Raw genomic sequence first — 24,934 nt, 5'->3', positions numbered from 1 at the left:
TCCCGGGCTGATCCCATTCGAACGTGAAATCAAAGCTGTCATGCGACAGCGTTGTGGTTTTGGGCTAGTTGCTGAGATTTAAAGCATGGCTCCGATACTTAACACTACCATGATAAAAATTGTCAGGATCAACAGTAGTGGTGCCACCCATTTTACCCAGCGGACATAGGGAACACGGGCAATGGCCAAGCCCCCCATAACAACCGCCGAGGTCGGAGTCATCAGGTTGACAATACCGGATGCAGACTGATAAGCCGTAACAACTAAATCACGGCTAACGCCGGCAAAATCAGCTAACGGTGACATGATGGGCATTGTCAGAACGGCCAGGCCGGATGAAGATGGCACTAGGAATGATAATAAAACTTCCAACCAGTACATGACATTTATGAATGCAATGGTTGATAAGCCTGTAACGGCATGTTCTGCTGCGTTGAGAATGGTATCAGTGATCATCCCGCGATCCATCACCACCACAATCCCCCGAGCGATACCTATGATTAGAGCAACACCCAATAGGTCTCGAGCCCCCTCGATAAAGCTTGTGGTTAGTTCTTCTTCACTCATACGGGCGACAAGGCCGATAATAATCGCTGCAGCTAAGAACATCGCGGAAATTTCAGCCATCCACCATCCCAATACCGCCACGCCGTAGATCATTACGCCGAAAGCCGCTCCGAAGATGATTAGGATCACTTTTCGGGTGGTAGTTAGTTCCAGTATGTCCTGACCTTCCTTGTTACCCAGAAAGTGCTCCATGTCTTCTTCGTATTTATCAAAAACGATGGACTTACTGTGGTCGGCGCGTACTATTTTGGCATAACGCATAACGTAGCCCACACAAATAAGCCAGCCGACCACCAGGATAACTATGCGTAGCCCGATCCCATCGGTAAACGGGATCCCGGCAGCATTAGCAGCGATAACTGTTGCGAATGGATTGATGGTCGAACCCAGGGTTCCGATACCGGCTCCGAGTAGGATTGTCGCGGCTGCAACAACCGGGTCAAAGCGAGCGGCCATCATTACCGGTACCAATAGTGTGTAGAAAGGTAATGATTCTTCCGCCATACCATAAATTGTTCCGCCGGCAGCAAACAAAGCCATCAAAATGGGGATCATCCATTCTTCGCGACCTTCGAGGTGAGTCGTGACCCGTTCAATACCGGCATCAATCGCCCCCGTTTTCGCCACCAAGCCAAGAAAACCGCCAATTATCAGAATGAATAGGGATACATCAATGGCTGCGGCTTCATAACTTTCGTGATCGTACAACCCATCAATAGGAGCCATCATCACATCAACGATGCCTTGTGGGTTGCTTTCAACCTGTTTGTAAGTACCGGTTATTGGGATTTCCCGTCCGAGTTCTTCGCTCATCACCCGATCATACTGGCCCGCGGGTACGATCCACGTCAGTAATGCCATCACTGCAATCAAGAAAAAAAGGATGGTATAGGCTGAGGGGAATTTAAACCTAGTGAAGAACTTGCCTTTATCATCTTGGTTCGCGTTATTCTTATCCATTCTCTTTTCCTTAACACCGCAAGGTGTCATGAAACCCTATAAAAGCGATTGTCCAGACTCAAAAAATGGTTGTGGCCTTATTACGGCGATGGAAACCGACAATGTGCTCAATAACACAGATTAAATGCCATCGCGATACAGTGGGCAGCTCATGCAACGAGCGCCTCCGCGGCCACGTCCCAGCTCATTACCAGGAATAGGTAATACGGTAATACCGGCCTTTTCGTATTTTTCATTGGTGTATACATTACGCTCATAGCCAATAACCACACCAGGACGGACGGCTAATACGTTATTGGCATCATTCCACTGTTCGCGCTCGGCTTCATAGCTATCACCGCCAGTTGTGATGATGTTTAACTGATCCACGCCTAAAGCTTCTTCAATGGCGTGAATGAAATAACCTTTCTCTACAACTTTGACTTCACCTGGCTTGCCTGCGGTCAGACTCCAGCACTTGATATCTTTGCGTACCACTTCCGGATACACCGAGAAGGTATCTACATCCATATGAGTCATGACGGTATCAAGATGCATACATGAGCGGTGTTTAGGAAGTTCCAAGGCAATCACCTGCTCAACTTGTCCATGCTGGAGTAGATTAGCCGCTAAGTTTGTCACCCCCTGCGGTGTGGTACGTTCGGACATACCGATCAGTACGTTGCCTTTGCCAATCACAAGTACGTCACCACCTTCAATCGTAGCGTTATCGTAGCTTTTTTCTTCGTCGCCGTAGTATTTGATAAAATCCTGTCCGGCAAATCGCGGATGCCAGCGATAAATAGCGCGCAGATGGTTGGTTTCCCGTTGGCGTGCAGGTTTTGCCATCGGGTTGAATGATACGCCTCCGTAAATCCAGCATGAGGTATCACGGGTAAACAGATGATTCGGCAGCGGTTCGATAATAAAATCGCTACTGCTATGCATACCCTGCATGATAGAAGTTGATTGAATAGGCAGTTTAGAATAGTTCAGTCCACCAATCAGGATTGAAGCCAACTCGTCAAAAGGCAATTCTGATAAGTAGCTGCGAACGTCATCAGCAAATATTGGCCCTAAACGGTATGGGGAAATCTGGGTGTGTAATAACCACTCACGTGCTTCAGGCAGGGCCAGGGTTTCTGATAACATTTCGTGCAATAGCAGCACTTCTACCCCTTCATTGCGAAGGGTATTGGCAAAGACATCATGTTCTTCTCCCGCACGTTCTACAGACAGAACATCATCAAATAACAGCTCTTGACAGTTAGATGGTGTTAGGTGAGTGAGGGCTCTTTCTGGACGGTGTAAGAGAACACTGTGTAATACTCCAACTTCTGAACCTACATAAAACCTGTTCATAACTCGCATCTCTCTTTGCGGTTTGTTTTATCTTAGCCTATTTAGACAATCATACTTATAATTTCATCAGTAAGGATGGGGTGCTTATGACTTGGCGTATTAAGAGAAATATTGAGGCAGATGAAGCAGAATATGACAGCAGTTTAATCGCTGAATGTAAGCGTTTACTACAGCAGCAAAGTTTTACTACTCAAGATGAGATTCGACGTCAACTTATGGCTCTTGGTTTTGGACGTATTAGTCAATCGACAATATCTCGGCTATTATTACGGCTTGGCGTTGTTAAAGTCCCTAATGCATACGGTAAAAAAGTTTACTGCCTGGCTGTTGAAAACGAAACTGTTCAGGTTGATTCTACCATTGCATCACAAATTGAATTTATTACCCATAACCAATTATTTATCGTTGTAAGAACTCATCCTGGAAGTGCTCAGCTTATTGCCCGAATTATTGATGTTCAACCCCATGAAGAAATTTTAGGTACAATATCAGGTAATGATACTGTGATGGTTGCGCCTAGAGACATCAATCATATTGATGAGTGCGAAATGATTGTAAAAGCGAAATTAGGTTTACCATTACATTAATCAAGCGCAATGTAACAAAAATTCTTGCTGAGCTACATGAATCAAAAGAACCTGTTTTATTGGTTTTGTCGCAAAGTTATATTGAAGTACAAACGTACTGATTTCCAGATGCCATTAGGCCGCAAGTGCATAGAATTCATCCCAAACAGATAAACCATCAGGGTTGTCGAGCTGTCCATTTTTAATCATCGACCACAGCTCCACGCCAGCGAGTGTAGTTTGGGCTCCTTCATCTAATTTCCATCCCAGACACTGATGCATCTTACCTTTCACTTTCCGGTGGCTTTGCTCGACAATATTGTTCAAATACTTAATTTGTAGCACTTCAATAAGGTAGAGCATCTTCCCCATCAACCAGAGATTGACGTTGATATTGTGTAGCGCTAACGTGTTCGCACCACTTTTATCGATCACGACCTTTTCAGGTAAACCGTTATGATCTATCGCCTTGTTAAAGAAGGCGCGAGCTGCTTTCTCGTCACGGTTATCACAGAGTAAAAAATCAATGACATTGCCATACTTATCAACGGCTAGGTAGTAATACTTCCATTGACCTTTGACGTTAATGTATGTCTCGTCCATCCGCCACGAAGACGCCACTGGCTTTTTTATTTGTCGAGCACGATGCTCTAATAAAGGAGTATATTTGATGACCCACCGATTCAAGGTAGAGTGATCAACATGGATGCCACGCTCTGCAAATATTTCTTCTACTTCACGGTAGCTGAGTTTATAAGAAACGTAATAGCGAACAACTTGAAGGATGATGTCGGACGGAAAGTGACGGCCTGAAAAATTGATAGTCATTGTGCAAGAAATCGTGAGTGGTGACGGAGATCATACCTCACGACTCCAGTTTGCGAAAAAACCCTATCAATTCCTTCTGAAGTCAATTCCGTAAACTTCCTATCTAACTCGATATAATCCATGAGGACTCCTGTGGGCTTCTAGTTGTTCAAAGCTGATCATAAAAATCAATATGTTATGAGCTAGTATTCCATTGAAAACTGAGACTAAATTGTGATCAATGAGTAGGTGAGTTTAATTTGGAGTAAAGCGGAATTCGCATAAGCTCATCTATAGCAAAACGAGATTAATAGGATTTGAATGAGCTTTTGCTTTAACGCGAAAAGGGGCAAATCCGGCTTAGAGCGGTCACCCTAAGCCGTTAATGGGTAAAAACAAGCAGAAGATATTCAAAACAAAAGCCCCCGATTAACAAGGGGCTTTGATTCGTACCTATATGATTTTAACTCGTCGTTAGCGTAGTTTTACCGCGGTACCATAGGCAAGAATTTCTGATGCTCCCTGCATTATGGCACTGGTGGTAAAACGCAGGTTAACAATCGCATCAGCACCTAAAGATTCGGCTTCAGCAATTACTCGGTTCAGCGCTTCTTCCCGGGCCTCTGTCAGCATCTCGGTATAACCTCTGATCTCACCACCAAAGATGGTTTTAAAGCCGGCCATAATATCTCGTCCGACATGCTTCGATTGCACGACATTGCCCGTAACCACGCCAAGCGTTTCTTTAATCTCCCGGGCTGGAACATCGGGTGTTGTGACACATAACATACTTTAAACTCCCTTAAAAACGATACTCAAATGGAATACACCCACCAGGTAGAGGTTTGGATTCACCGACTTGCTCAAAGCCCACGCTGTGATAGAACCCCGCGGCATGGTTTGAAGAAGTCAGTTTTACCCGACCTTTCGCAGAGCGACTCTTACAGGCAGACAACGCTTTTAAAACCAAATCTTTACCTATCCCTCTGGCATGATAATCCGGATCTACAAACAAGTTGGCCAGATTCCAATGATCTTTTACTAACACGACACCGACTATTCTGTCATCAAGACGATACAAAAAATGTGCAGCACTTTGCTTATTGTCTTTCCACCACAAAACATTGTCCGCGCAATGATTGACTAGATCATCGGCAATAGCATGAGGTACATCGATACATGTCTTTATTGAATTATCGATTAGCACAATTATCTCAGGAATATCGCTATCTGTTACTTCTTCAATCATTCCATACCTTTCGCTTTTAGCTTTAACCCATGCGGCTTGGTGAACGCTTAAACATTGCGGTCAGCATTTATAAGTCGGTGGCATACAAACCTAAAGCCGGTGCATCTGCCGGCTCCTCGACATTACTCTCAAAGCTCAGACCCAGCCGCTCTAATAACTTAATGGAACGTGTATTATCCGAGGTTGTGATTGCCACCAGCCGTTTAAGGTTCAGCTCCGATTTAGCATATTCAACAACCGCTACAGCAGATTCATACGCATAGCCTAGCCCTGCGCAATCAGGGAGAAAGCCATAACCAATATCAATATCGTCTAATGAGTCTCTTTTTATCAAACCACAGATACCTAATGGCTGATTTTCCGATTTCAGTTCAACCATATAAAGGCCAATCCCAATATGCTGATACATACCAATAGGGCCATTTTGCAGATAGTTTCTGCCATCTTCGATGGAGCGAATATTTTTATCACCCACGAACTGTAAAAATCCGTCAGTGTTAAAGAGCTGATGGATAAATTCAGCATCGGCTTCATTTAGCCAGCGAATGACCAATCTCTCTGTTTCTGCAACGATCAAATGTACTTCCTCATCATTTGGTAACAGCAAGATTCAGTATCCAACTTCGGGATTCCAGGTTCAAGATCTTAGTACCATTATCAACTACTTCAGTTCATTCAAATACGCCAGAAAACGATGCCATGATTTATGATCTGCTTCTTCACGATAGTTGGGGGAGCCAAACACCGTAAAGGCGTGAGGCGCGCCACTGTAAACAATCATTTCGTTACTCACCTGACTCGCTTCCAACGCTTTCGACAGAGCGGTAAAGTCTTCCATTGAAATAGCCTGATCTGCCGCACCATGCATTACCAGCACACTCCCTTTTGTTTTGGAGTAATTCTGATCTTGCGGGGTTTTCAGCCCGCCATGAAAAGTGACAAAACCTTTCATATCTGCACCGGAACGGGCCAGCTCTAAAACGGCGGCGCCACCAAAGCAATAGCCCATTGCAACAACATCATCGATTTGCGCCCCCTTTGCCTCTGCGGCTTTTAATCCGCCATTAAGCAAATCTCGCATTTTTTGCCTGTCTTTATAGAGTTCGCCGGTATGCTGACGCCTATCTTCAACTTTTGTCGGCCTGATCCCGGCACCAAACAGATCAACGGCAAATACGGCGTACCCTTCTTTAACCAGCATCTCGGCACGCTTCACTTCGTAGTCGGTTAATCCATCCCAGTCATGAACCATCAATATCAACGGGGCATCTTTAGTCGGTGAAATATAGTACCCCTCATATTTCTGCCCATTCACCTGATAACTCACGGACTCACCCTGCAGTGCCAGAGCAGAGCCAGAAACAAACAGTAACATTGCCAATATCTTATTTAGCCTGATGTTCATCTTGTTGTCCTTTCAAGCGTCTGTTGTCATTGAAATCAATCGTATTAGTGTAGTCCACACACTGCTTATACAAGGATCATCCTCGCTTCCCTCCGGATTACGATTTTCTTCAGGCGAAAAAAAAGCCAGCGTCTCAACGCTGGCTTTGAATAAATGGTTAAGCCCCTCGTCATCGTGGATAGGAACAAAGATTCCCCGCTAAGGTTTCTCTGTTACTCGACCATCTGATACAAACGACGAGGGCGACCGCCAGTTTTGTAGTTTAGAACTAAGCGGATCATGCCTTCCGATTCTAAAAACTCCAGATAACGCCTTGCCGTAATGCGGCTGACATTCATGCGCTCACCAATATCATCTGCAGAAAAGTCGTGTGGTTTATCTACATGCAGAATCGCCTGCAATGAAGCAAGAGTTGTTGCATCAATACCTTTAGGTGTCTGGCGTAATTGCTTTACAGGTGCTTTACGGAATATCTGGTCGATATCACCTTGATCAACGGTTGCAGCACGAGCTAGTTTTTGTTTGTACTGCTTATAGTCGTCAAGGGCTTGGTTAACGCGAGACATGCGAATCGGCTTTACTAAATAATCGGTCACACCAAGCTGAACGGCTTTTTCGACCGTTGCGGTTTCTCGTTCGGCGGTTGTCATAATGAAATCACAATCCGCGTTTTGTTCGCGCAGTTGACGAATAACATCAATACCATTGCCATCGGGCAGCGTGATATCGACAAAGATTAATGTTGGTTTGAACGCCCCGTATTGCAACAAGGCATCTGAACAGCTTTCGCTAGCTGCAACCACAGTGAAATTAGGGTGTTGATTGATGGTTGATTCGAGGGTGTAGCTGGCTCGACTATCATCTTCAATAAGCATTACAGTGGTTTTAGTCATAATTAGCGATTTCATTTTTATCTAAGTAAATACTGAATAGCGTAGTGTGTTGCTCTGTGCGTTCCCAATCAATACTTCCATGGAAGTAATCGACCAGTTGCTTGACCAAGTACAAGCCAATGCCGCTCTGTTCATCGTCGAGCTTAGAGCTTACACCGAACTCTAAAATGTGACCGGAAATGTCTTCGGGCACACCTGCGCCGCTGTCTTGAGTTTCTAAAATAATGTGATTACTGCGATCGCTTAGATACACATGTACTTCAGGCTCTGCATTCTCTCTGTTTTGCCACGATGCGAGTAGGGCATTATCGATCAAGTTACCTACCATTGTGACGAATTTTTCCGAGATATTCTTCTCGTAACTCGACAAATTTGTATCCATATCGATAGTGAATTTCACACCAATATCTGAAGCTTTATTAAATTTCGCAAGCAACAAACCAGCAACGGCACTATCTGTCACCGACAGTACAATATTGTGAATTATAGATTGGTAGCGATCGGTTTCTTGTTGAATAAAGTCAACTGCTTCATCGTATTTACCGATTTGTAGCATGCCCGAAAGTACATTGAGCTTATTGGAATACTCATGCGTTTTACTGCGGAGTAATTCCGCGTAACTATTCAAGGAAGTGACTTCGCGTTCAAGCTCATTTGGATCAAGGTTCGTGAAGAATACGACGACATGACCCTGCGATCCTTTCGGGGTGTTGATTGGATAAACATTGGCTTTGTAGCTTAATTTGCCAATATTGAATTCCTCTTGATGGAACACCCCTTGATTAGCGAGAACCAAATGACTTAACGGCGTGGAATAACGCGATAAAGAGTGATTCACATAGTCATAGCGATCCAGTACCCCCATAGAAAGCATCTTAATTGCGCTGTTATTAATGGTGGTGATGTTCATGTTGTTATCAACCGCAATAATAGCGTCACGAATACTATCGAGTACCATCTCATGCTCGCGGAATTTGTTCACGATAAACTCTGGCTCATAGTCCAAGAAGGTACGTTTCATCTTGAACATAAACGCGCCTGTAATGCCAATACCAAGCAAATAGACCACGCCGATAAGCATGCCAATATGACCATATTGTTTAAAAAAAATATCGGATGTTTTTTCAGATAAATACCCAATACAGACTGCACCAATAACTTTGCCATCTAAAAAAACAGGAGAAAAATTACGGATAGCTTTGCCGAGTGAGCCAGATGCCACACTGCTGAATTCATCACCTTGTTCTATCGCGGGTTTAATGTCGCCACCGATAAAATGCTTGCCGACTTTATCTGGTTTGGGGTGGCTCAAACGAATGGTATCTTTATCGACGACCACGATATAGGAAGCATCGGTACGCGCTCTAATATCTTCCACATAGTCTTGTAGGTCGGATTTCTGCTGCTTATTTTTGGCATCAACCGCGTTAATGACCATGGGATCATGTGCGACCACGCGAGCAAGTTCTAACCCTCGCGCTTGAATGCCTTCCTGATACGAATTTTGCAGTAAAAAAAAGATGGCGGTGGTTACGACGATAACAAGAGAAGAGGTAGCTGCAACGATGGTTAAGATCAGATAACTCTTAAGTTTCATGATAGGTCTTGGAATAGCAATGTTAGTGAAGGGGGCAGTATAACTGGTTATCTGCTGGTATTAATGTGTGCTTGGGTCAGAAATAATGAATCGACAGTTTTTCCGTCAGACCCACTATACCCAAGTTACCTCAAGATGCAGGATTCAGAGTGGTACCAGCCAGTTCGATTCAAGGAAAATGTGCGAAGGAATGACTGGTCCTTTCGAGTGCATTTGACGCAGAAGTGGGCTGGCTGGATCACTCCCGAAGGGCGAGTTTTCCAGGCACTAATGTTGCGTTGCTGATTTTTGATGTAGAGCGCTATATCTGCAAATCAGCGCCTGACCTTAGCGCCTGGAAATTCTCGCTGAAACGAGCATCTTGAGGTTACTTGGGTATAAACCTCCTCACTAAATCACCATTTACAAAAGTTACAAAAGCCTAAAATAGTTACATTAGCAGGGTACTCAATATTCCGGTCGGCAAGTGTTGGTAGACTACAAAAAATCATAATAACCCTAGAAAACAGGTGGGATATATTTACCAATGTGCTTAAGAAAGCAGCATTGAAAAACATTCCAGCCATTCTTGGTGGTGGCATGTGCGTTCCTCTTTACCTGAAATTCCACACTGGTGTGGCAGGTAAAATCGCGCGTTACACGACTGCATTGGCTGTTGGCTTCATGATCTAATCATCAAGATAGCTACCAGTTCAAAAAGCCTAAAGTGGTATTCCAGTTCTCTTATTTAAAAGACAAATTACTTTATATTTAAGGAAAAAATATGTTCTTTGTTCACATGATGTTGTTGCTCGCCGTTATTTTTATTGGTATCCGATACGGAGGCATCGCTTTTGGTCTTCTCGGTGGATTAGGGGTATCTATTCTATCGTTTGTATTTGGTATTGCTCCGGGTAAACCTCCTATCGGTGTTATGCTGATCATTCTTGCTGTGGTTGCTGCTTCGGCGACGCTAGAAGCGACCGGAGGATTGAAGCTATTAGTTAATTACGCAGAAAAACTCTTAAGAAAACACCCTTCGAAAATTGTTTTTCTCGGGCCACTTTGTACCTACTTTCTAACGGTTATGGTCGGAACAGGCCACTCTGTATATCCTTTGTTGCCAGTAATTTACGATGTGAGTATCAAGCGAGGAATACGTCCCGAGAGGCCGATGGCAATATCGACTGTTGCGTCTCAAATGGGTATTACAGCAAGCCCAATTGCGGCAGCAGCGGCAGTGGTAATGGCAACAGCAGCCACAAACAATCTGGATATTTCGTTGGGCCAAGTGCTCATGGTAACCATCCCAGCAACACTTACAGGTGTATTGATTGCAGCGACTTGGAGTATTAAACGCGGTAAAGAATTGCAGGATGACCAAGAGTTTTTGCAAAGATGTGAAGACCCTCAGTTTAAAGCACAACTAATTGATAAATCCGATACTTCCAACACTCAGAATGCTCCGGCTAATAATAAAGAAGCGAAGATGGGCTTAAGTGTCTTCTTACTCGGAATTTTATTGGTGATCTGCGTGGCAATGTTCGGTAAAGATATTGGTTTACTTCCAGACGGCGTTAAAACATCAACAGCTCTCCAGTTCATGATGTTGTCAGTCGGCGCAATTATTCTGTTAACGACCAACGTTGATCCGAAAAAGATTGTCAAGACAAATGTTTTTATTGCCGGTATGAGCGCGGTCATTATCATCTTTGGTATCGCATGGATGAGTGACACAATAATATCTTTCAATAAACCTTACATCATAAGCCTTGTTGAAGATGTGGTTAAGACACACCCTTGGACCTTTGCTATTGCAATGTTTGTATCTTCGATATTTTTGAAAAGCCAAGCCGCAGTTCTTACTATCATGTTACCACTTGGTTTTGCGTTGGGGATTCCAGCTGAAGTACTAATCGGTGTGCTTCCTGCTTGTTATGCCTATTATTTCTTCCCATTCTACCCGTCAGATCTTGCTGCGATTACTTTCGACCGCTCAGGTACAACAAAGATAGGTAAATATGTTCTAAACCACAGTTTCGTGATCCCCGGCTTCATTGGTGTGTTTACTGCTACTTGTGTTGGATATGCAATATCAGTAGGTATTCTGCCAATTTGGCTATGGGGGCTGGGGCTTTGTACCCTTGCATTCGCGGTGAATTCATACATGAACCGCATAAAACACGAAGAATTCTCTATCGCATAATAATTGCCATGAGGAAAAAATAAAAAGCGTAAACCTAAACAAAAGGGCACAGACAGCCAGAGCTACTGAATTCGAGAGAATAAAGCGCATTTCAGTGAACTGGAAGTCTGTGCCAATCACTTCGCAATTGGTGTTGGGATTTGGGTTGCTTCTGCCCCATACCGAGTTTGCGCAACAAATCGGTGGTAGATTTCGCCAGCGAATTTGCCTTACTTTTATCGATGAAGCCAAACCGCCGTCATCCTTGCTCTTTGTCATCCATTGAAGCGCTTAATGTTGATCTTTTCATTATCGATTGGATTTACAGTAGCGATTATCGGGGATCCACAATCCACTGAACCTTCCGTGCATGATGGATCCCTGATAACTTTTGAGAAAGCCTGCAAGTTCCGTGTTTGGCGGTTTCTGGGATGACGAAACTCTTAGCTTAATCTTGAACGTTACGAATTTCCCATCATCCTATTTCCACATAGAGATAAACATTTCTAAAACACTATGAAACGGTACTAGTGATTAGGAACCCTCTCCAGATCAATATCTCGATTTTCTGCAGATGAAAAAAAACCAGCGTCTAAATGCTGGCTTTGAATAAATAATTAATTAAGCGAGTGAATTCTATTAACGAATGAATACTGCTAATGGCATAACATTCTATCCCTGTAAGAAAAACGAGCCAATGCGTCGTTAGCCGGCATTGGTTTGTAAAAGTAATATCCCTGGATCTCATCAACCCGTAACGATACCACTGTGTCCTTCTGCTCCCGGGTTTCAACGCCCTCCGCGACCAGGGTCAAACCAAGTTCTCTGGACATTCTTGCAATATTACGAACCAGGATCTCACCTCGATGATCAGAACCTAGCCGACGAACAAAACTCTGGTCCAATTTCACAACATCTAATGGGAACTCACATAAAGTATTCAGTGCAGAGTAACCTGTTCCAAAATCATCTAAGGCCAGTTTCACGCCCAGTTTTTTGACCAGTTTCATACGATTGATGACTTCACTCATAGAGCCAATCAACATACTTTCAGTGATTTCAATAACTAAACATTGCGGGGGGATTGCATACTTAGCCAATATCATTTTAAGAAAAGGGATCAAGCTCTCATGAGAGAAATGCGTACTGGAAAAATTCACATGAACAGAAAGTGGGTTAAGCCCGCTCTGTGCACGATACTGATTTAGATCTGAGATAAAAGCACATGCTTCATTCAGTACATGCTCGCCAAGAGCGATAATCAAATTCCGCTCTTCTGCTATAGGTATAAAGGTCAACGGAGACACCGCGCCAAGTTCAGGATGGGACCAACGCGCCAGTGCCTCAAAACCTAATACTTCACCCGTATCAGCTTTCACTATGGGCTGAAAATACGGTGATATTTCGCCTAAACGAATCACGTTAGCAATATCACGCTGAGCAATAAGATGATTTTTGGCCTGCTGGACCATTATTTTGTCAAAAACCTGAACTCGGCTTTGATTCGTCATCGCCCGGTAAGCCGCAAATTCAGCACTACTCATCAGTTCATCAATACTATTTATATCTGCAGAGACAAAAAGCACTCCAACCGCAACCGATAAACCAACTTCTACACCATCAATCGTCAAGGGCTGATGCAAATGCCGGACAATTTTCTCTGCGCATAGGCATGGCTCTGCGGTATCTCTCACTGCTTCCATCGCGATGACAAACTCACTTTCAGCCACCCGGCCAACAAGACAGTCTGGAGCAAAACCAATGAACGTCTCAGCCAGATGTCTGAGTACTGCATCTGAGATCTGGTGACCAAAAATCCCTGAGACGACATTGAACCTTTCAAGCTTCACATACAGCACTGTGAGTTTACTGTTATTGTCATCTGCAACCTGTGCTGACAGTGCCGGGCGTAAAGCAGTAAAAACAGACTGCCGGTTCAACAACCCGGTGACAGAATCTCGTCGCTCAAGCTGTCGTATAATGCCTTCCTGTAGTTTTTGCTTGCTAATGTCCTTAACCGACAACATAAGCGCATCTTCACCCTGTTGCTGTATCAGGGTCACTTCCAGTTCACAGGCAATTCTGCGGCCATCAGCGGCTGACATTTCAATATCAAAATGACGTTCACCGTAACGAATGGCCTGATACATATGCTCAACATCACAGATATCACTATCATGACTCGGACAAAGTGACTGTAGCGTTTTACCGACCAAATGCTGCTCAGATTCATAGGCAAGAATGTGAGCCATGGTTTTGTTTGCATCAACGATCTTGCCATCCAGCACCATAAGCAAACCCAAATTGCTGCTTTGATATAATGCATCGAACTTCTGCGCCACATTATTGAGCGTGTTACGGGTGTGAGACGAAGCAGACAGGATCTGATTGATCACTTCACCGACCATGGAAAACTCATCATTTCCCCCCATACTCATCTTACTGCTATATTCTCCCTGAGCCAGGTTCTTAAGGCCCGCTTCCAAAGCAGTAAAACGTCTGCCCACCTTGTGCCGGAACAGATAAAACGTTGCCCCACCCACAACAACAGCGGCAGCAAATAAAATAACTGCCAACCAACTTATTAAGCGGTTCCCTTCCTGATAGATACGCCGAGGTTCTGTGGTGGTCAAAACACCCAATGGGTTACCATTTATATCAGCTAATACGGTACTGGCAGAAAGGTTCTTACCTGATTTTTCTACCGTAACTGAAGCCACGAATAAACTCTCGCCGGCTCCGACTTTTGTGTCTACGAAATGGTTAACCTGAATACTATTTTGAGCAGAGAGGATCGTTTCATAACGACTTGGAAAGATGGTAGATAGATGCCGCCCCCACACCATCCAGCCGCCAGTAGGCCCTTCTGCCTCGCTGGTTAACACAGGTGTAATACTGATAACCCATATAGTATCGCCAACAGAAACTAACCCAGACTGGCTACTTTGCAGTGAATCATGCAATGTAGCAGCTTGGTCTAAATAAGGTTTTAGTCCGCTATCAGAAAGAAGGGCTTTTTTTAACTCTGCTGGTAGCTGGTTCGAGACACGGTCAGTATTCATACTGTTTTCAGCAAGAGCAGTTTCAACAACCTGACCCTCACGGTTAAGGTAAACGATCAGATCAATATCCAAAGCTTTCAGGCCGTCATAATATAAATTTCTCTGGCGGTAACCCTGATCGCCCTTAGTCACTAGCTCGTAGGTCTCATCCCAATAAGCCCAATCATAAGAACGATTTTCCTGCTCATCAACCAGCAATTCGATAATGGCTCTAGCTTGCTCGTTATCATGCCGAATTTGGGTGTTTTCAATTTCATTGATGTTATACAAAAAGAAATAACGAGTAAAAAACAGGCAAAAAGCCGCAATTGCCGTTAGACCCGCACCAAATAACAGCGCGGTTCTGGTACTCAGTTTAACGGGCTTAATTCTTGTTATTCTCATGCTCTACTTATTTATCAGCAGCAACCTATTCCCTAGGAGTATATATAAAATTGCAACTCCGTAGCAGCTATTACGTGAACTAAGATCACAACAACATCAATTTATTGAATGTACTAAATTGCATTTATTTTCTATATCAATCAAATACATACTATTCTCCCCAGTAAACCAACCAAAATTGCACCCGCACTTCCGATGATAGTGATGATGAAATCTCTGGCATTTCACTCTTGATGCAAGGCATTGTGAAAAACGTGATTTAGCTGAAGGGCAATAAGTACTGAATATTCGTAGGGAGAAGTACAGCCAGCATGGCGATGCATTGATTGCGAGAACGAGCACTGAAGACATGATGGAGTGAACACCTCACTCCATCACCTTAGGCCGCCAACGATATGGCGGCTTTAGTTTTACCCATTATTAGATCGTTATACGTTAAGTTACTTAAGCTTAAATTGACTGACGATCGCCGCCAGTTGTTCATTGCTGCTTGCAAGGTTACGCGTACTGTCCATGGTTTGGGCACCATTATCGGTAAGCTGACCAACCATGTCCTGGATTGTCATCATGTTGCGGTTTATCTCTTCCGTAACCGTACTTTGCTGCTCTGCAGCCGCGGCAATCTGGATCCCGAGATCATTAATTTTGACCACTGATGTCGCCATTGAATCCAGGCTATCGTTAACGTTGGAGGTCGTGTCAGCGGTTTGTTGACAGCGACGCTTAGTATCATCCATCGCGGTAACGACCGAGCTTGTCCCCTTGTGTAACTTAGTCAGCATTTCGTTGATTTCAGATGTACTCTGCTGGGTTCTTGCAGCCAAAGCACGTACCTCATCAGCTACGACCGCAAACCCGCGCCCCTGCTCTCCCGCACGGGCCGCTTCGATAGCAGCGTTCAAAGCCAATAAGTTGGTTTGATCGGCAATCTCACCAATGACGCCGAGGACAGAACCAATTTTTTGGGTATCTTCACTCATGGTTTGGATATTAAGTGCCATGGCGTCAACTTCATCAACCAAGGCCGCCACACTGCTTACTGCACCGTCAACCACACGTTTAGATTGCTCTGCTTCGTCACTGGTATTTTGCGTAAATGCCGCAGATTGAGAAGCACTTTGCGAGACACTGTCTGCCGTTGAGCTCATTTCATTGACTGCGGTTACTACCTGATCTGTTTCTAAAGAGTGAGAGGCTAATACAGTATCGTTAAGCTCGGTCTGTGTCTTAAGCTGTTCGATACCTTCTGAAATATGCTCTGTTGATTGGGATACTTCCAGCATCATAGCTTGCAAGTTGCCGATGAAGGTATTTACCGCCTCTGCGATTTGGCCCAGATCGTCCTTGGTATACACATCAAGGCGTCGGGTAAGATCGCCATTGCCTTGCGATAAATCGACTATCGTGCTTTTCAACGCAAGAATTGGACGATACAGCCGATTAAATACAACCAAAATAATCGCGGAAGCAAAGAGGATCAATAACCCTGCGGTGAATAAAGAGGTATTCAACGCTTCATCAACTTCTGCGTAGGCCACAGACTTATCAATACCAACAAGCAGGTGCCAACGGGTCTCTTTATCAAGCTCAATGGCCTGGAAGTAAGCTATCTTTTCAACACCACCTAAGCTGTAGTTGAAAATTCCGCTATCGGTGGCAAGAACTTTACGCTCAAGTTCAGCGAGTTCGGGGAAGTCAGACAGTTTGGTTTTACCGGGAACATCGACTTCGCCGGTTGAAGCAATGGTTATACCCTGGTTGTCATATAAGCCGGTCATTGCCCCGGGGAAAGGAGACTGATTGACCACATCAGTAAGCAGGCTCAACTCGATATCGGCGAGTAACACACCACGGAACTTGTCTCCACCGAAGAAGGGTTCTGCGATGCTGACCATCAGGTTGCCCGATGATGCCCCTTTATAGATACCGGTTATTACTGTACTGCGCTTCTGCTTGGCAGACTTATACCAACCACGAGTACGCGGATCGTACATAAATACGCTTCGCATCCCACTTTTAGCGCCATAAGAGCGGCCATCCTCAAAACCCACAACAATATCTGACGCTTTTGAAGCGTTCGCGATTTGCTTAACCATCAGGGAGAGCTGCAGATCGCCGCGATCTGTCGCGAAGTCTGGCGCAGTAGCGATGACACCTTCTTTAATGGTGTGAAACCAGTCGGTGATCTTATCGGACGAGCTATCAATTTTAAGCATTGAGTATTCATCAATATTGCTCAGAATTGAGGTTGAAAGTTGGCGATAGGAAAGAGTGGTCGAGATTGCTAAGGAAGCGGTTAGTAATAAAACGACGACCGCGATAATACGGCCCTTAAAGCTAGATAATATATTCACGTGGTATCATACTCTTGTAATACGTCAAGTTGAGATTTTTATTAATTGGTTATTTATCACAATTATTACATAACATTACAGTTGATAAACGTATGTCTATCACAAAACAATTTTATGATTAAATAAAAAATCACCAGGTATTCAGCTATGGAATATAACTCGATTCTTTAAAAAAATTAAAAGCGTTCGTTATTCAACGTCGAAATACAAAAAAGCAGCTACCGAAGTTTTTATACAGTGCTTTAACACTGTGTATTTTTGATATAAACCCGTTTCTGCATGATTTAAATGATTCAATATCGCTGTAGGAATACAGTGAATAGTATGTATGTTGTGTCTGATGGTTGCATCTACCCAGCTTACTATTGCCCCAAACTTTGTTAGATCAAGTACTCATTCATAGCCTATTAATACTAGTTAGCCTTACTTTTTGGTAATGTGATTTTACCTAAAAGCGCCCCCTTCTTGCTTGAGAAAATCTATCAAGGTACGCGTTCTTAGCGGCATCAAAGCCTTGTTTTGATACACGGCATACAAAGGAATGGTAACATCATGAACTTTTGGGAGGATTCTGACCAACTCACCACTAGCTAACTCATCTTTAACCGCAAAGTCTGGCAAAACACCAAATCCAATATGATTGATCAGGAATCCTTTCAGTGAGTTAGTGGTGCGAACCTGCACTTTGGGTTTTTTGCTCAGTTTTACCACCTCTCCTTGTGGCGACTTTAACACCAGCAGTTTATCACCATGCACTATATCGTGACTCACCCAGTCGAGTTTAAGCAGATCTTGCGCTGACTGTAGCTCATCAAAACGCTGTAGGTACTCTGGTGAAGCACAAATAACATCGTCAAATTCACCAATTTTAGTTGCATACAGGCTGGAATCTTCGAGCGCGGAGGAAGCGCGAATAGCAATATCACAGCGAGATTCTATCAAGTTGCTGTAGCTGTCACTTTCCATAACATCGAGCTGAATTTGTGGGTATTGGCTGAGAAACTTACTGAAGAGGTTAATGTATGCAGCATTGCCAATCGGCGTTGAAATTCGTATTAGGCCGCTTGGCACGCTACTGAGCTTCTGTGCTTCAGTGTTGGCCTGAGTCGCCAGCTCTTGAATCATGTGACACTTTTTATAGTAGCGTACTCCAGTGTCAGTAAGTGATAAAGAGCGTGTAGTTCGGTGAAGCAGGCGTGTATTTAATCCTTGTTCAAGCTTGGTGACTATCTGGGAAACTCGCGCTTTGCCTATCCCTAGCTGTTCCGCTGCTTTGGTAAAAGATTGAGTTTCGACCACCTTGGTAAACACCATCATGTCATCTATCGAGATCATTTTCTGTATATAGTTTAGTCATAGTTAACTATGAGTTTACTTAAAAGGTAATTATCTATCAAACACCAAACGATATAGTTAACGCAACACAATTAAGAAACTAATGGAGTTAGAAATATGATTGTTGTAACAGGTGCAACTGGCCAACTTGGCCGTCTAGTTATCAAACATTTAATCAGCAAAGTAGACGCTTCAGAAATTATTGCTGCGGTTCGTACTCCTGAAAAGGCAAGCGATTTATCTGCCTTGGGTGTGCAAGTGCGTGAAGCTGATTACTCAAGACCTGAAACACTAAAAACAGCGTTCGATGGCGCAGAGAAAATTCTTCTTATCTCATCAAGTGAGTTGGGCCAAAGAGCCGAACAACACATGAATGTCATCGAAGCTGCGAAAAGCGAAGGTGTATCTCTCATTGCCTATACAAGCTTACTGCATGCAGACACGTCTCCTTTAGGATTAGCTGGAGAGCACATTGAAACAGAGAAATATTTGAAAGAGAGCGGGGTACCCTTCGTGCTGCTTCGCAATGGTTGGTATACGGAGAACTATCTTGCAAGTGTAGCGCCTTCCATTGAGCACGGGGCGTTTATTGGTAGTGCGGGTGAGGGCCAAATAAGTTCAGCAGCGAGAGAAGATTATGCAGAAGCTGCTGCTGTGGTCATTACATCAGAAGAACCTCAAGCTGGAAAAGTTTACGAGCTAGCTGGTGATGAGTCATACACACTCGCTGACCTTTCAGCTCTAATTAGCCAGGAATCAAGTAAAGAAATACCTTATGTGAACCTGCCTGAAAATGAATTTAAAGAAGCACTTGTTGGCGCAGGACTACCTGAGCCATTCGCGGCATTGCTTGCAAATTCTGATGTTGGTGCTTCGAAGGGGGGATTATTTGATGATCAGGATGAATTAAGTGCTTTGATTGGTCGTCCTACGACAAATCTAAGCGAGATGATTAAGGCGATTCTCGCGTAAAAAATACCTTTTCGCTCCGAACTTATTTTTGTGGAGCATGACTAATGTTTATATTTAAGATTCCAAAATTAAGATAATAGGTACCTTAACTAAAGGTAAGTTATTGTTATGTAATCTGATAAATATAAATGAACTTATATTTTAACTATAAGTGCTAACAAAGATGCATCGTTGATAGTGAGCATAACCTTCAGGAATTAATAAAATGAAAATATCAACTTCTTACATTACCGCAGCACTGCTGACGACCGTATCATTGCTTAGTGCATGTACAAGTACAGCAGCCGATTCAAATAATCAAATGGTTAATAGTCCAATGAAACAGACTGTAATGAAGGCTCAAGATGCATTTTTTAAAGATTTTGACGCCGAAGAAATGAAAAAATATTTCCGTGAAGATTATATTCAGCATAATCCTCATGTACCAACAGGACTAGCGCCTGCACTTGGTTTCCTACCTGTGTTAAAAGAAGCTGGATTAACTTATAAAACTCATCGCCTATTGGAGGATGGTGATTTTATTGTTATGCACAACACTTACGATAACGCAGAAGCATTCGGTGCCAAAGAAGTCGTAACATTTGATGTTTGGCGTATGCAAGATGGTCAAGTTGCCGAGCATTGGGATGCTATCTCTCCAGTTATAAAGGAAACGGCCAGTGGTCGTTCACAGTTTGATGGGCCGACTCTTGTCACAGATACAGACAAAACTGAAGAGAATAAGCAACTAATTGCCAACTTTATGGAAGATGTATTTTTTGGTAAGGCACCTGAAAAAATCAGTGAGTATATTAGTACAGAGCAATATGATCAGCATAACACTATGGTGAAAGATGGTTTAGATGGCCTTAATGAGGCACTTGCCTACTTAGCATCTCAAAACAATATGTTCGACTACCATAAAGTTCACCGTATTTTAGGTGAAGGTAACTTTGTCTTAACGCAAAGCGAAGGGCGATGGAATGGTAAACCACAAGCGTTCTACGATTTGTTCCGTATTAAAGACGATAAAATAGTCGAGCACTGGGATATTATTCAGGAAGTTCCAGAAGAAATGGCACATGAAAATGGTATGTTTTAAATAAAATAATGAGCCTCTCATTTAGGGGCTATTTATTTTTGTGCTCACTTGGTTTAATGAAATGAATGATCAGCAGAACGAAAAGTATAAAAAGAGAAAAGTCGAATGATATGAGAAAACTCGATATTCACACTTGGGTTTTGACGGGCTTTACATATAAAAGAGGATTTATCGTATTAGATATTGCCAACTTAACTGTTTGATAGCGAGATGTTCGGCAATATTTCCCATGCTCTAATTAATCACCAAATTGTGGGTGCAAGCAACCTGCGTTCAAATTTAAAAAGGATTAATATAATTCCCAGTATTGGCATCAACGAATATAAGCAAGCAATTAGGCTTAATCAGGCGACTAATATTGAATCAGCCCATGACTTATATGCCACTATCATTTCGGTACTGAAGCAGATTAATGTTCCAGTACCATCTGGTATCTCAGAAAAAGATGCTTTGGAAAAACTTCATGGCGCTTTAGCCCTTATCGGCCCATATCAATTATCAACAGGTTATTAGCTTTCAGCACCGATACCGCATCGTTTCTCGGATGACCATCTTCCCGAAAATCATACATCTTCTAGGTACTGCCTCGGGGTTAAGCCATGAACTCTCTTAAATGCTTTTGTAAAACTTTGAGCATTCTTATAACCAAGTTTATTAGCAACGACTTCAATACCATGTAGAGGAAGTAGATTAGGAGCTTGGTTACACAGTAACTGGTGATTTACCAGAGCCGTAAAGCTTATCTGTTTTTTTTGAAGCTTGCGTTGCAATTGTTGGGGAGATATTTCTATAATGCTTGCGATAAAATTAAGGTTAGGAAACTCGAATTCTTTAGCATAATTTATCAACTCATAAATGCACCTCAAAAAATCATTTGATTTAGGCAAATCAATATAAGTCATAATTTCTAATTTATCCATTTTAAAATCATAAGGCTGATTATTAGGTTTTGGATTTCTTTTTACAACATCTTCATAGGGAAACCAAACTTGTGCTTCCTTTTGATTCCAGTCAACAGCGCATCCAAATAGTGCGTCCACTTCCCCACTTTTCCCTAACTTGCTACCAGGCAATAGAATTCTAACTGGGGTATAAGTTGTACTATGGAAAGACTTAAGAATATGGATAAAAACCCAAACAGCTACGATACTGTCATATAGACGCTCATCACCAGTAATAGAGGGTACATTATAGCACCATTTAAGAATATTTGCACTTCGGGTTGTAATTGACTCAGTTCCTGACTGAAATACTGCTACCAAGGAATTTAGGCGCATTATTGCAGTAAATAAGTCCTGAGACGTATCGATTGGATAACTTAATGAAGGATAATCGGATAATATAATTTCCTTCCCTCCCTTAATTACAAACATATCATCGCCAGTTCTTTCTCTGAGTTCTGAAAAACATCTCAGTATTTCGGATACTGGCATTAGCCTCATCTTATTGCATAACAGAGTATTTGGTAAGGAAAGACTTTCTATACTTCCTGGATACACTCTCTCCATCCCTTTCAGAAATAGCCAAAGAAAACCTGTACGGCAGAAGGTTATTTCATCTTTCATAGGGTGTCCTCTATACTTTAACTTGAGAGATTAACTACTATGCATAAATTAGCACAATAGAATCACAACAAGTATGGTTCATCAGCAATCAATAAAACTCATATTATCGACTGAGAGAGCATCCATGTCATCTCATTAAATCGCTTTTAAGTAAGCTTTAAGAGCCTTTAATCTACAGTTGCGCCTCCGATAATGTCCATAATGATCGTTGTATTGCTCAAAAACAAATCGCTGCCTCTTCAGACATCGTCATATTCCGAATCTTTCCGACTCCTGGAGTGTAGTGTCCCGCACCAATCAATCCATCTGCTGATGCTGTAAATGTCATACTCAATAAAAGAGTAGGCACTACAAGCTTAGAACTTAACGAACGCTGCTCTTTAAGTCTTAATTGTCCATCGTGAGTGTAAGGGAAATGTCGTTGCGAAGCGGCCAACGGAGCGATCATGTTTCTAGAAGTGGCAATTTGGCGTTGTTCGCTCTTTTTGCACTCCCAATAGCCACTTTTTGATTACACTAACTTCACTCTGAAAGGAGAAATAAGTTTCATAATTAAATATTGATGCTAAGAGCAGAGAATATTTAGAAGGTTTATTATGATTATTCAAACAGGTGAACAACACAATGGTAAAGTAGCTAAACGTACTCACGTTATGGCTAAGCCTACCGGATCTAAATGTAACTTAGGCTGCGACTACTGATACTACCTAAGCAAGGAAGACCTTTTAGAGTACAGAAAGGGTTGTTCTCCTGAGATGAACGTAGAAACGTTAGAAGCTTATATTAAAAGCTACAACAAAAGTTTGGGTTCGCCAAGTTGAAAGATCTAAACACTCAATGCCAAAGTTGCGAATACAAATTTGCATGTTTTGGTGAGTGCCCCCGCAATCGCTTTATCGCCACGTCAGAGGGTGAAAAAGGTCTCAACTTTCTGTGTAACGATTATTAGACCACTTGGCTCGTTACTGAACTTTAGTGTTGGCCTGTATCGCCAGGTCGTGAATCATTTGACACTTTTTGCAGTAGCGTACTCCAGTGTCAGTAAGTGATAACGAGCGTGTAGCTCGGTGCAGCAGGCGTGTATTTAATCCTTGCTCAAGCTTGGTCACTATCTGGGAAACTCGCGCTTTGCCAATACCTAACTGTTCCGCTGCTTTGGTAAAAGATTGAGTTTCGACCACCTTGGTAAACACCATCATGTCATCTATCGAGATCATTTCTACATACAGTTTAGCCATAGTTAACTCTGAGTTTACTTAAAGGGTAATTATCAATCAAATGCGAAACGATATAGTTGTCGCAAAACAATAATAAATACATGGAGTTATAAATATGATTGTTGTAACAGGTGCAACTGGCCAACTTGGCCGTCTAGTGATCAAACATTTAATCAGCAAAATAGATGCTTCAGAAATTATTGCTGCGGTTCGTACTCCTGAAAAGGCAAGCGATTTATCTGCCTTGGGTGTGCAAGTGCGTGAAGCTGATTACTCAAGACCTGAAACACTAAAAACAGCGTTCGATGGCGCAGAGAAAATTCTTCTTATCTCATCAAGTGATAAGGCGATTATCGCGTAAAAAATACCTTTTCGCTCCGAACTTTTCTTGCGGCAGACCATTTTCCGCTAAGCACGATTTTTGTCGCTGTTACGTCTACATGTATAAAAATAATGAAATCAAACTACCCAAACATACCGTCATTAAAGACCTTAGAGGCATTTGAGAGCGTAGCTAGACTATCAAGTGTCTCAGTGGCCGCTCGGGAACTATGCGTAAGCACTTCTGCTATATCACTGCAGGTAAAAAAACTAGAATCAGAGCTCGGCAAAAAGCTATTAGAAAAGTCAGGCCGTGGGATCTCACTAACCAGCGATGGCGCAACCTTCTACATTGAAGTAAAGGATATTTTAAGCACCTTAGATCAAAGATTATCAGTAGTACGAAGTGGCTTTGACAGCAACGAACTAACCATTCAGACCTATGTAATGCCATCAATAAAATGGCTTAACATGAAGCTTGTTGACTACACAGAGAATCACGAAAACATCAAGCTTAAGATAACCATGCCTGGTTACGATCATTTCAATAGCAAGCATGCTGATTTAGCTTTCATCTTAGAGCGAGAACCCCAGAACATAGAGAGCGAATTCTGCTGGATTAAGGTATTCCCTCATGAAATCACCCCTTTCTGTACACCTGATTTACTTAAGCGATTTGGTATTGAAGATTGCAGTTCACCAGAAGAAATTACCAAACTGCCAATCATATCGACCACCCGCGATGAGGACGATTGGAAACGCTGGTTCAATGAATTCGCTCCTGACCGTAGGTTCAAACCTTACTTAACGACAGGCGACAAAATGACTGCCATAGAGCTTGCAGCTCATGATAAAGGTGTTGTCTTAATGAACTCCCCTTTTGTTTACCGTGAGCTTGCTAGTGGCGAGCTGTGTAAGCCGTTTGATTGCACAATTCATTTAGGCGAATGGGGATTTATTTTTAAAAAAGGAAACAAGAAAGAGGCACTGATTAAGGATGTAATTAGTCACATTTTAGGTGTTTTTTTTGATTCGTAGCTCACCAATCCAAATGAATAGGATTAGTTAGCGTGACCATTATCAATAATATTTTT

Annotated in this window: 22 protein-coding genes and 1 pseudogene; 9 read left to right on the top strand and 14 right to left on the bottom strand. The window is 42.8% G+C overall.

Annotated features, from left to right (window positions below; genetic code table 11):
* Positions 1 to 78 precede the first annotated feature (78 nt).
* Both L4D76_RS14615 and arcA read right to left on the bottom strand, forming a co-directional pair.
* A complete protein-coding gene (locus L4D76_RS14615) occupies positions 79 to 1,527 on the bottom strand; it encodes a YfcC family protein (protein WP_428441623.1) in 1,449 nt (482 codons plus the stop codon).
* Positions 1,528 to 1,647: 120 nt separating this feature from the next.
* Positions 1,648 to 2,868, bottom strand: a complete 1,221-nt coding sequence (arcA, locus tag L4D76_RS14610) for an arginine deiminase (protein ID WP_428441622.1) — start codon at positions 2,866 to 2,868, stop codon at positions 1,648 to 1,650.
* Positions 2,869 to 2,954: 86 nt separating this feature from the next.
* Between arcA and L4D76_RS14605 the strand changes: the two genes are divergently transcribed.
* Entirely contained in the window at positions 2,955 to 3,455 is a 501-nt protein-coding gene (locus L4D76_RS14605) for an arginine repressor (protein ID WP_428441621.1), read from the top strand.
* Positions 3,456 to 3,569: 114 nt separating this feature from the next.
* Here L4D76_RS14605 and L4D76_RS14600 read toward each other — a convergent pair whose 3' ends face one another.
* From L4D76_RS14600 to L4D76_RS14570, 7 genes are all read right to left on the bottom strand, one after another.
* Positions 3,570 to 4,262, bottom strand: a complete 693-nt coding sequence (locus tag L4D76_RS14600) for an IS6 family transposase (protein ID WP_428441620.1) — start codon at positions 4,260 to 4,262, stop codon at positions 3,570 to 3,572.
* 453 nt (positions 4,263 to 4,715) lie between these two features.
* Positions 4,716 to 5,030 carry a heavy metal-binding domain-containing protein gene (locus L4D76_RS14595; protein WP_428441619.1) on the bottom strand — a complete coding sequence of 105 codons (315 nt, stop codon included), beginning with the start codon at positions 5,028 to 5,030 and terminating at the stop codon, positions 4,716 to 4,718.
* 13 nt (positions 5,031 to 5,043) lie between these two features.
* On the bottom strand, positions 5,044 to 5,490 hold the full coding sequence (locus L4D76_RS14590) for a GNAT family N-acetyltransferase (protein WP_428441618.1): 447 nt from the start codon (positions 5,488 to 5,490) through the stop codon (positions 5,044 to 5,046).
* A 67-nt stretch (positions 5,491 to 5,557) separates the two neighbouring features.
* On the bottom strand, positions 5,558 to 6,067 hold the full coding sequence (locus L4D76_RS14585) for a GNAT family N-acetyltransferase (RefSeq protein ID WP_428441617.1): 510 nt from the start codon (positions 6,065 to 6,067) through the stop codon (positions 5,558 to 5,560).
* 84 nt (positions 6,068 to 6,151) lie between these two features.
* Positions 6,152 to 6,895: a dienelactone hydrolase family protein gene (locus L4D76_RS14580; protein WP_428441616.1), complete on the bottom strand. Its 744-nt coding sequence runs from the start codon at positions 6,893 to 6,895 to the stop codon at positions 6,152 to 6,154.
* 212 nt (positions 6,896 to 7,107) lie between these two features.
* The gene (locus L4D76_RS14575) at positions 7,108 to 7,788 is read right to left on the bottom strand and encodes a response regulator (protein WP_428441615.1); all 681 of its coding nucleotides are present in this window, start codon (positions 7,786 to 7,788) and stop codon (positions 7,108 to 7,110) included.
* Positions 7,781 to 9,385: an ATP-binding protein gene (locus L4D76_RS14570; protein WP_428441614.1), complete on the bottom strand. Its 1,605-nt coding sequence runs from the start codon at positions 9,383 to 9,385 to the stop codon at positions 7,781 to 7,783. The genes L4D76_RS14575 and L4D76_RS14570 overlap by 8 nt, the downstream gene beginning before the upstream one ends.
* A 546-nt stretch (positions 9,386 to 9,931) precedes the next feature.
* On the opposite strand from L4D76_RS14570, the gene L4D76_RS14565 reads away from it, so the two are divergent.
* Positions 9,932 to 10,057, top strand: coding sequence for a hypothetical protein (locus L4D76_RS14565; RefSeq protein ID WP_428441613.1), 126 nt, complete (start codon positions 9,932 to 9,934; stop codon positions 10,055 to 10,057).
* 91 nt (positions 10,058 to 10,148) lie between these two features.
* Positions 10,149 to 11,570: an anaerobic C4-dicarboxylate transporter gene (locus tag L4D76_RS14560; protein WP_428441612.1), complete on the top strand. Its 1,422-nt coding sequence runs from the start codon at positions 10,149 to 10,151 to the stop codon at positions 11,568 to 11,570.
* A gap of 635 nt (positions 11,571 to 12,205) precedes the next feature.
* On the opposite strand, the gene L4D76_RS14555 is transcribed toward L4D76_RS14560, so the two are convergent.
* The 3 genes from L4D76_RS14555 to L4D76_RS14545 all read right to left on the bottom strand — a co-directional run bounded on the left by L4D76_RS14555 (position 12,206) and on the right by L4D76_RS14545 (position 18,684).
* Complete coding sequence (locus L4D76_RS14555; protein ID WP_428441611.1) at positions 12,206 to 14,995, bottom strand: bifunctional diguanylate cyclase/phosphodiesterase; 2,790 nt, start codon at positions 14,993 to 14,995, stop codon at positions 12,206 to 12,208.
* 440 nt (positions 14,996 to 15,435) lie between these two features.
* The gene (locus L4D76_RS14550) at positions 15,436 to 17,349 is read right to left on the bottom strand and encodes a methyl-accepting chemotaxis protein (protein WP_428441610.1); all 1,914 of its coding nucleotides are present in this window, start codon (positions 17,347 to 17,349) and stop codon (positions 15,436 to 15,438) included.
* A 444-nt stretch (positions 17,350 to 17,793) separates the two neighbouring features.
* Positions 17,794 to 18,684, bottom strand: coding sequence for a LysR family transcriptional regulator (locus tag L4D76_RS14545; protein ID WP_428441609.1), 891 nt, complete (start codon positions 18,682 to 18,684; stop codon positions 17,794 to 17,796).
* A gap of 117 nt (positions 18,685 to 18,801) precedes the next feature.
* Here L4D76_RS14545 and L4D76_RS14540 point away from each other — a divergent pair, with 117 nt between their 5' ends.
* The 3 genes from L4D76_RS14540 (at position 18,802) to L4D76_RS14530 (ending at position 21,250) form a co-directional block, all read left to right on the top strand.
* The gene (locus tag L4D76_RS14540; protein WP_428441608.1) at positions 18,802 to 19,656 is read left to right on the top strand and encodes an SDR family oxidoreductase; all 855 of its coding nucleotides are present in this window, start codon (positions 18,802 to 18,804) and stop codon (positions 19,654 to 19,656) included.
* Between the two features lie 205 nt (positions 19,657 to 19,861).
* Positions 19,862 to 20,737 carry a nuclear transport factor 2 family protein gene (locus L4D76_RS14535; protein ID WP_428441607.1) on the top strand — a complete coding sequence of 292 codons (876 nt, stop codon included), beginning with the start codon at positions 19,862 to 19,864 and terminating at the stop codon, positions 20,735 to 20,737.
* A gap of 210 nt (positions 20,738 to 20,947) precedes the next feature.
* Entirely contained in the window at positions 20,948 to 21,250 is a 303-nt protein-coding gene (locus L4D76_RS14530) for a hypothetical protein (RefSeq protein WP_428441606.1), read from the top strand.
* 50 nt (positions 21,251 to 21,300) lie between these two features.
* Here the strand turns inward: L4D76_RS14530 and L4D76_RS14525 are convergent, their stop codons facing one another.
* A complete protein-coding gene (locus L4D76_RS14525) occupies positions 21,301 to 22,302 on the bottom strand; it encodes an AraC family transcriptional regulator (RefSeq protein WP_428441605.1) in 1,002 nt (333 codons plus the stop codon).
* Between the two features lie 793 nt (positions 22,303 to 23,095).
* On the opposite strand from L4D76_RS14525, the pseudogene L4D76_RS14520 reads away from it, so the two are divergent.
* Positions 23,096 to 23,239 (top strand): annotated as a pseudogene (locus tag L4D76_RS14520) (SPASM domain-containing protein); the annotation flags it as partial.
* A gap of 25 nt (positions 23,240 to 23,264) precedes the next feature.
* Here the strand turns inward: L4D76_RS14520 and L4D76_RS14515 are convergent.
* Positions 23,265 to 23,540, bottom strand: coding sequence for a LysR family transcriptional regulator (locus tag L4D76_RS14515; RefSeq protein ID WP_428441604.1), 276 nt, complete (start codon positions 23,538 to 23,540; stop codon positions 23,265 to 23,267).
* Between the two features lie 94 nt (positions 23,541 to 23,634).
* Between L4D76_RS14515 and L4D76_RS14510 the strand changes: the two genes are divergently transcribed.
* Both L4D76_RS14510 and L4D76_RS14505 read left to right on the top strand, forming a co-directional pair.
* Positions 23,635 to 23,880 carry an NAD(P)H-binding protein gene (locus L4D76_RS14510; RefSeq protein ID WP_428441603.1) on the top strand — a complete coding sequence of 82 codons (246 nt, stop codon included), beginning with the start codon at positions 23,635 to 23,637 and terminating at the stop codon, positions 23,878 to 23,880.
* 92 nt (positions 23,881 to 23,972) lie between these two features.
* Positions 23,973 to 24,878 (top strand): LysR family transcriptional regulator, encoded by a 906-nt coding sequence (locus L4D76_RS14505; protein WP_428441602.1) that lies wholly within the window; start codon positions 23,973 to 23,975, stop codon positions 24,876 to 24,878.
* The last annotated feature ends 56 nt before the right edge of the window (positions 24,879 to 24,934 follow it).

This window comes from Photobacterium sagamiensis (assembly GCF_050337085.1).
GTDB classification, from domain to species: Bacteria; Pseudomonadota; Gammaproteobacteria; order Enterobacterales; family Vibrionaceae; genus Photobacterium; species Photobacterium sagamiensis.
The sequence above is the reverse complement of the archived record's forward strand: the minus strand, read 5'-3'. Positions and strand labels throughout refer to the sequence as shown.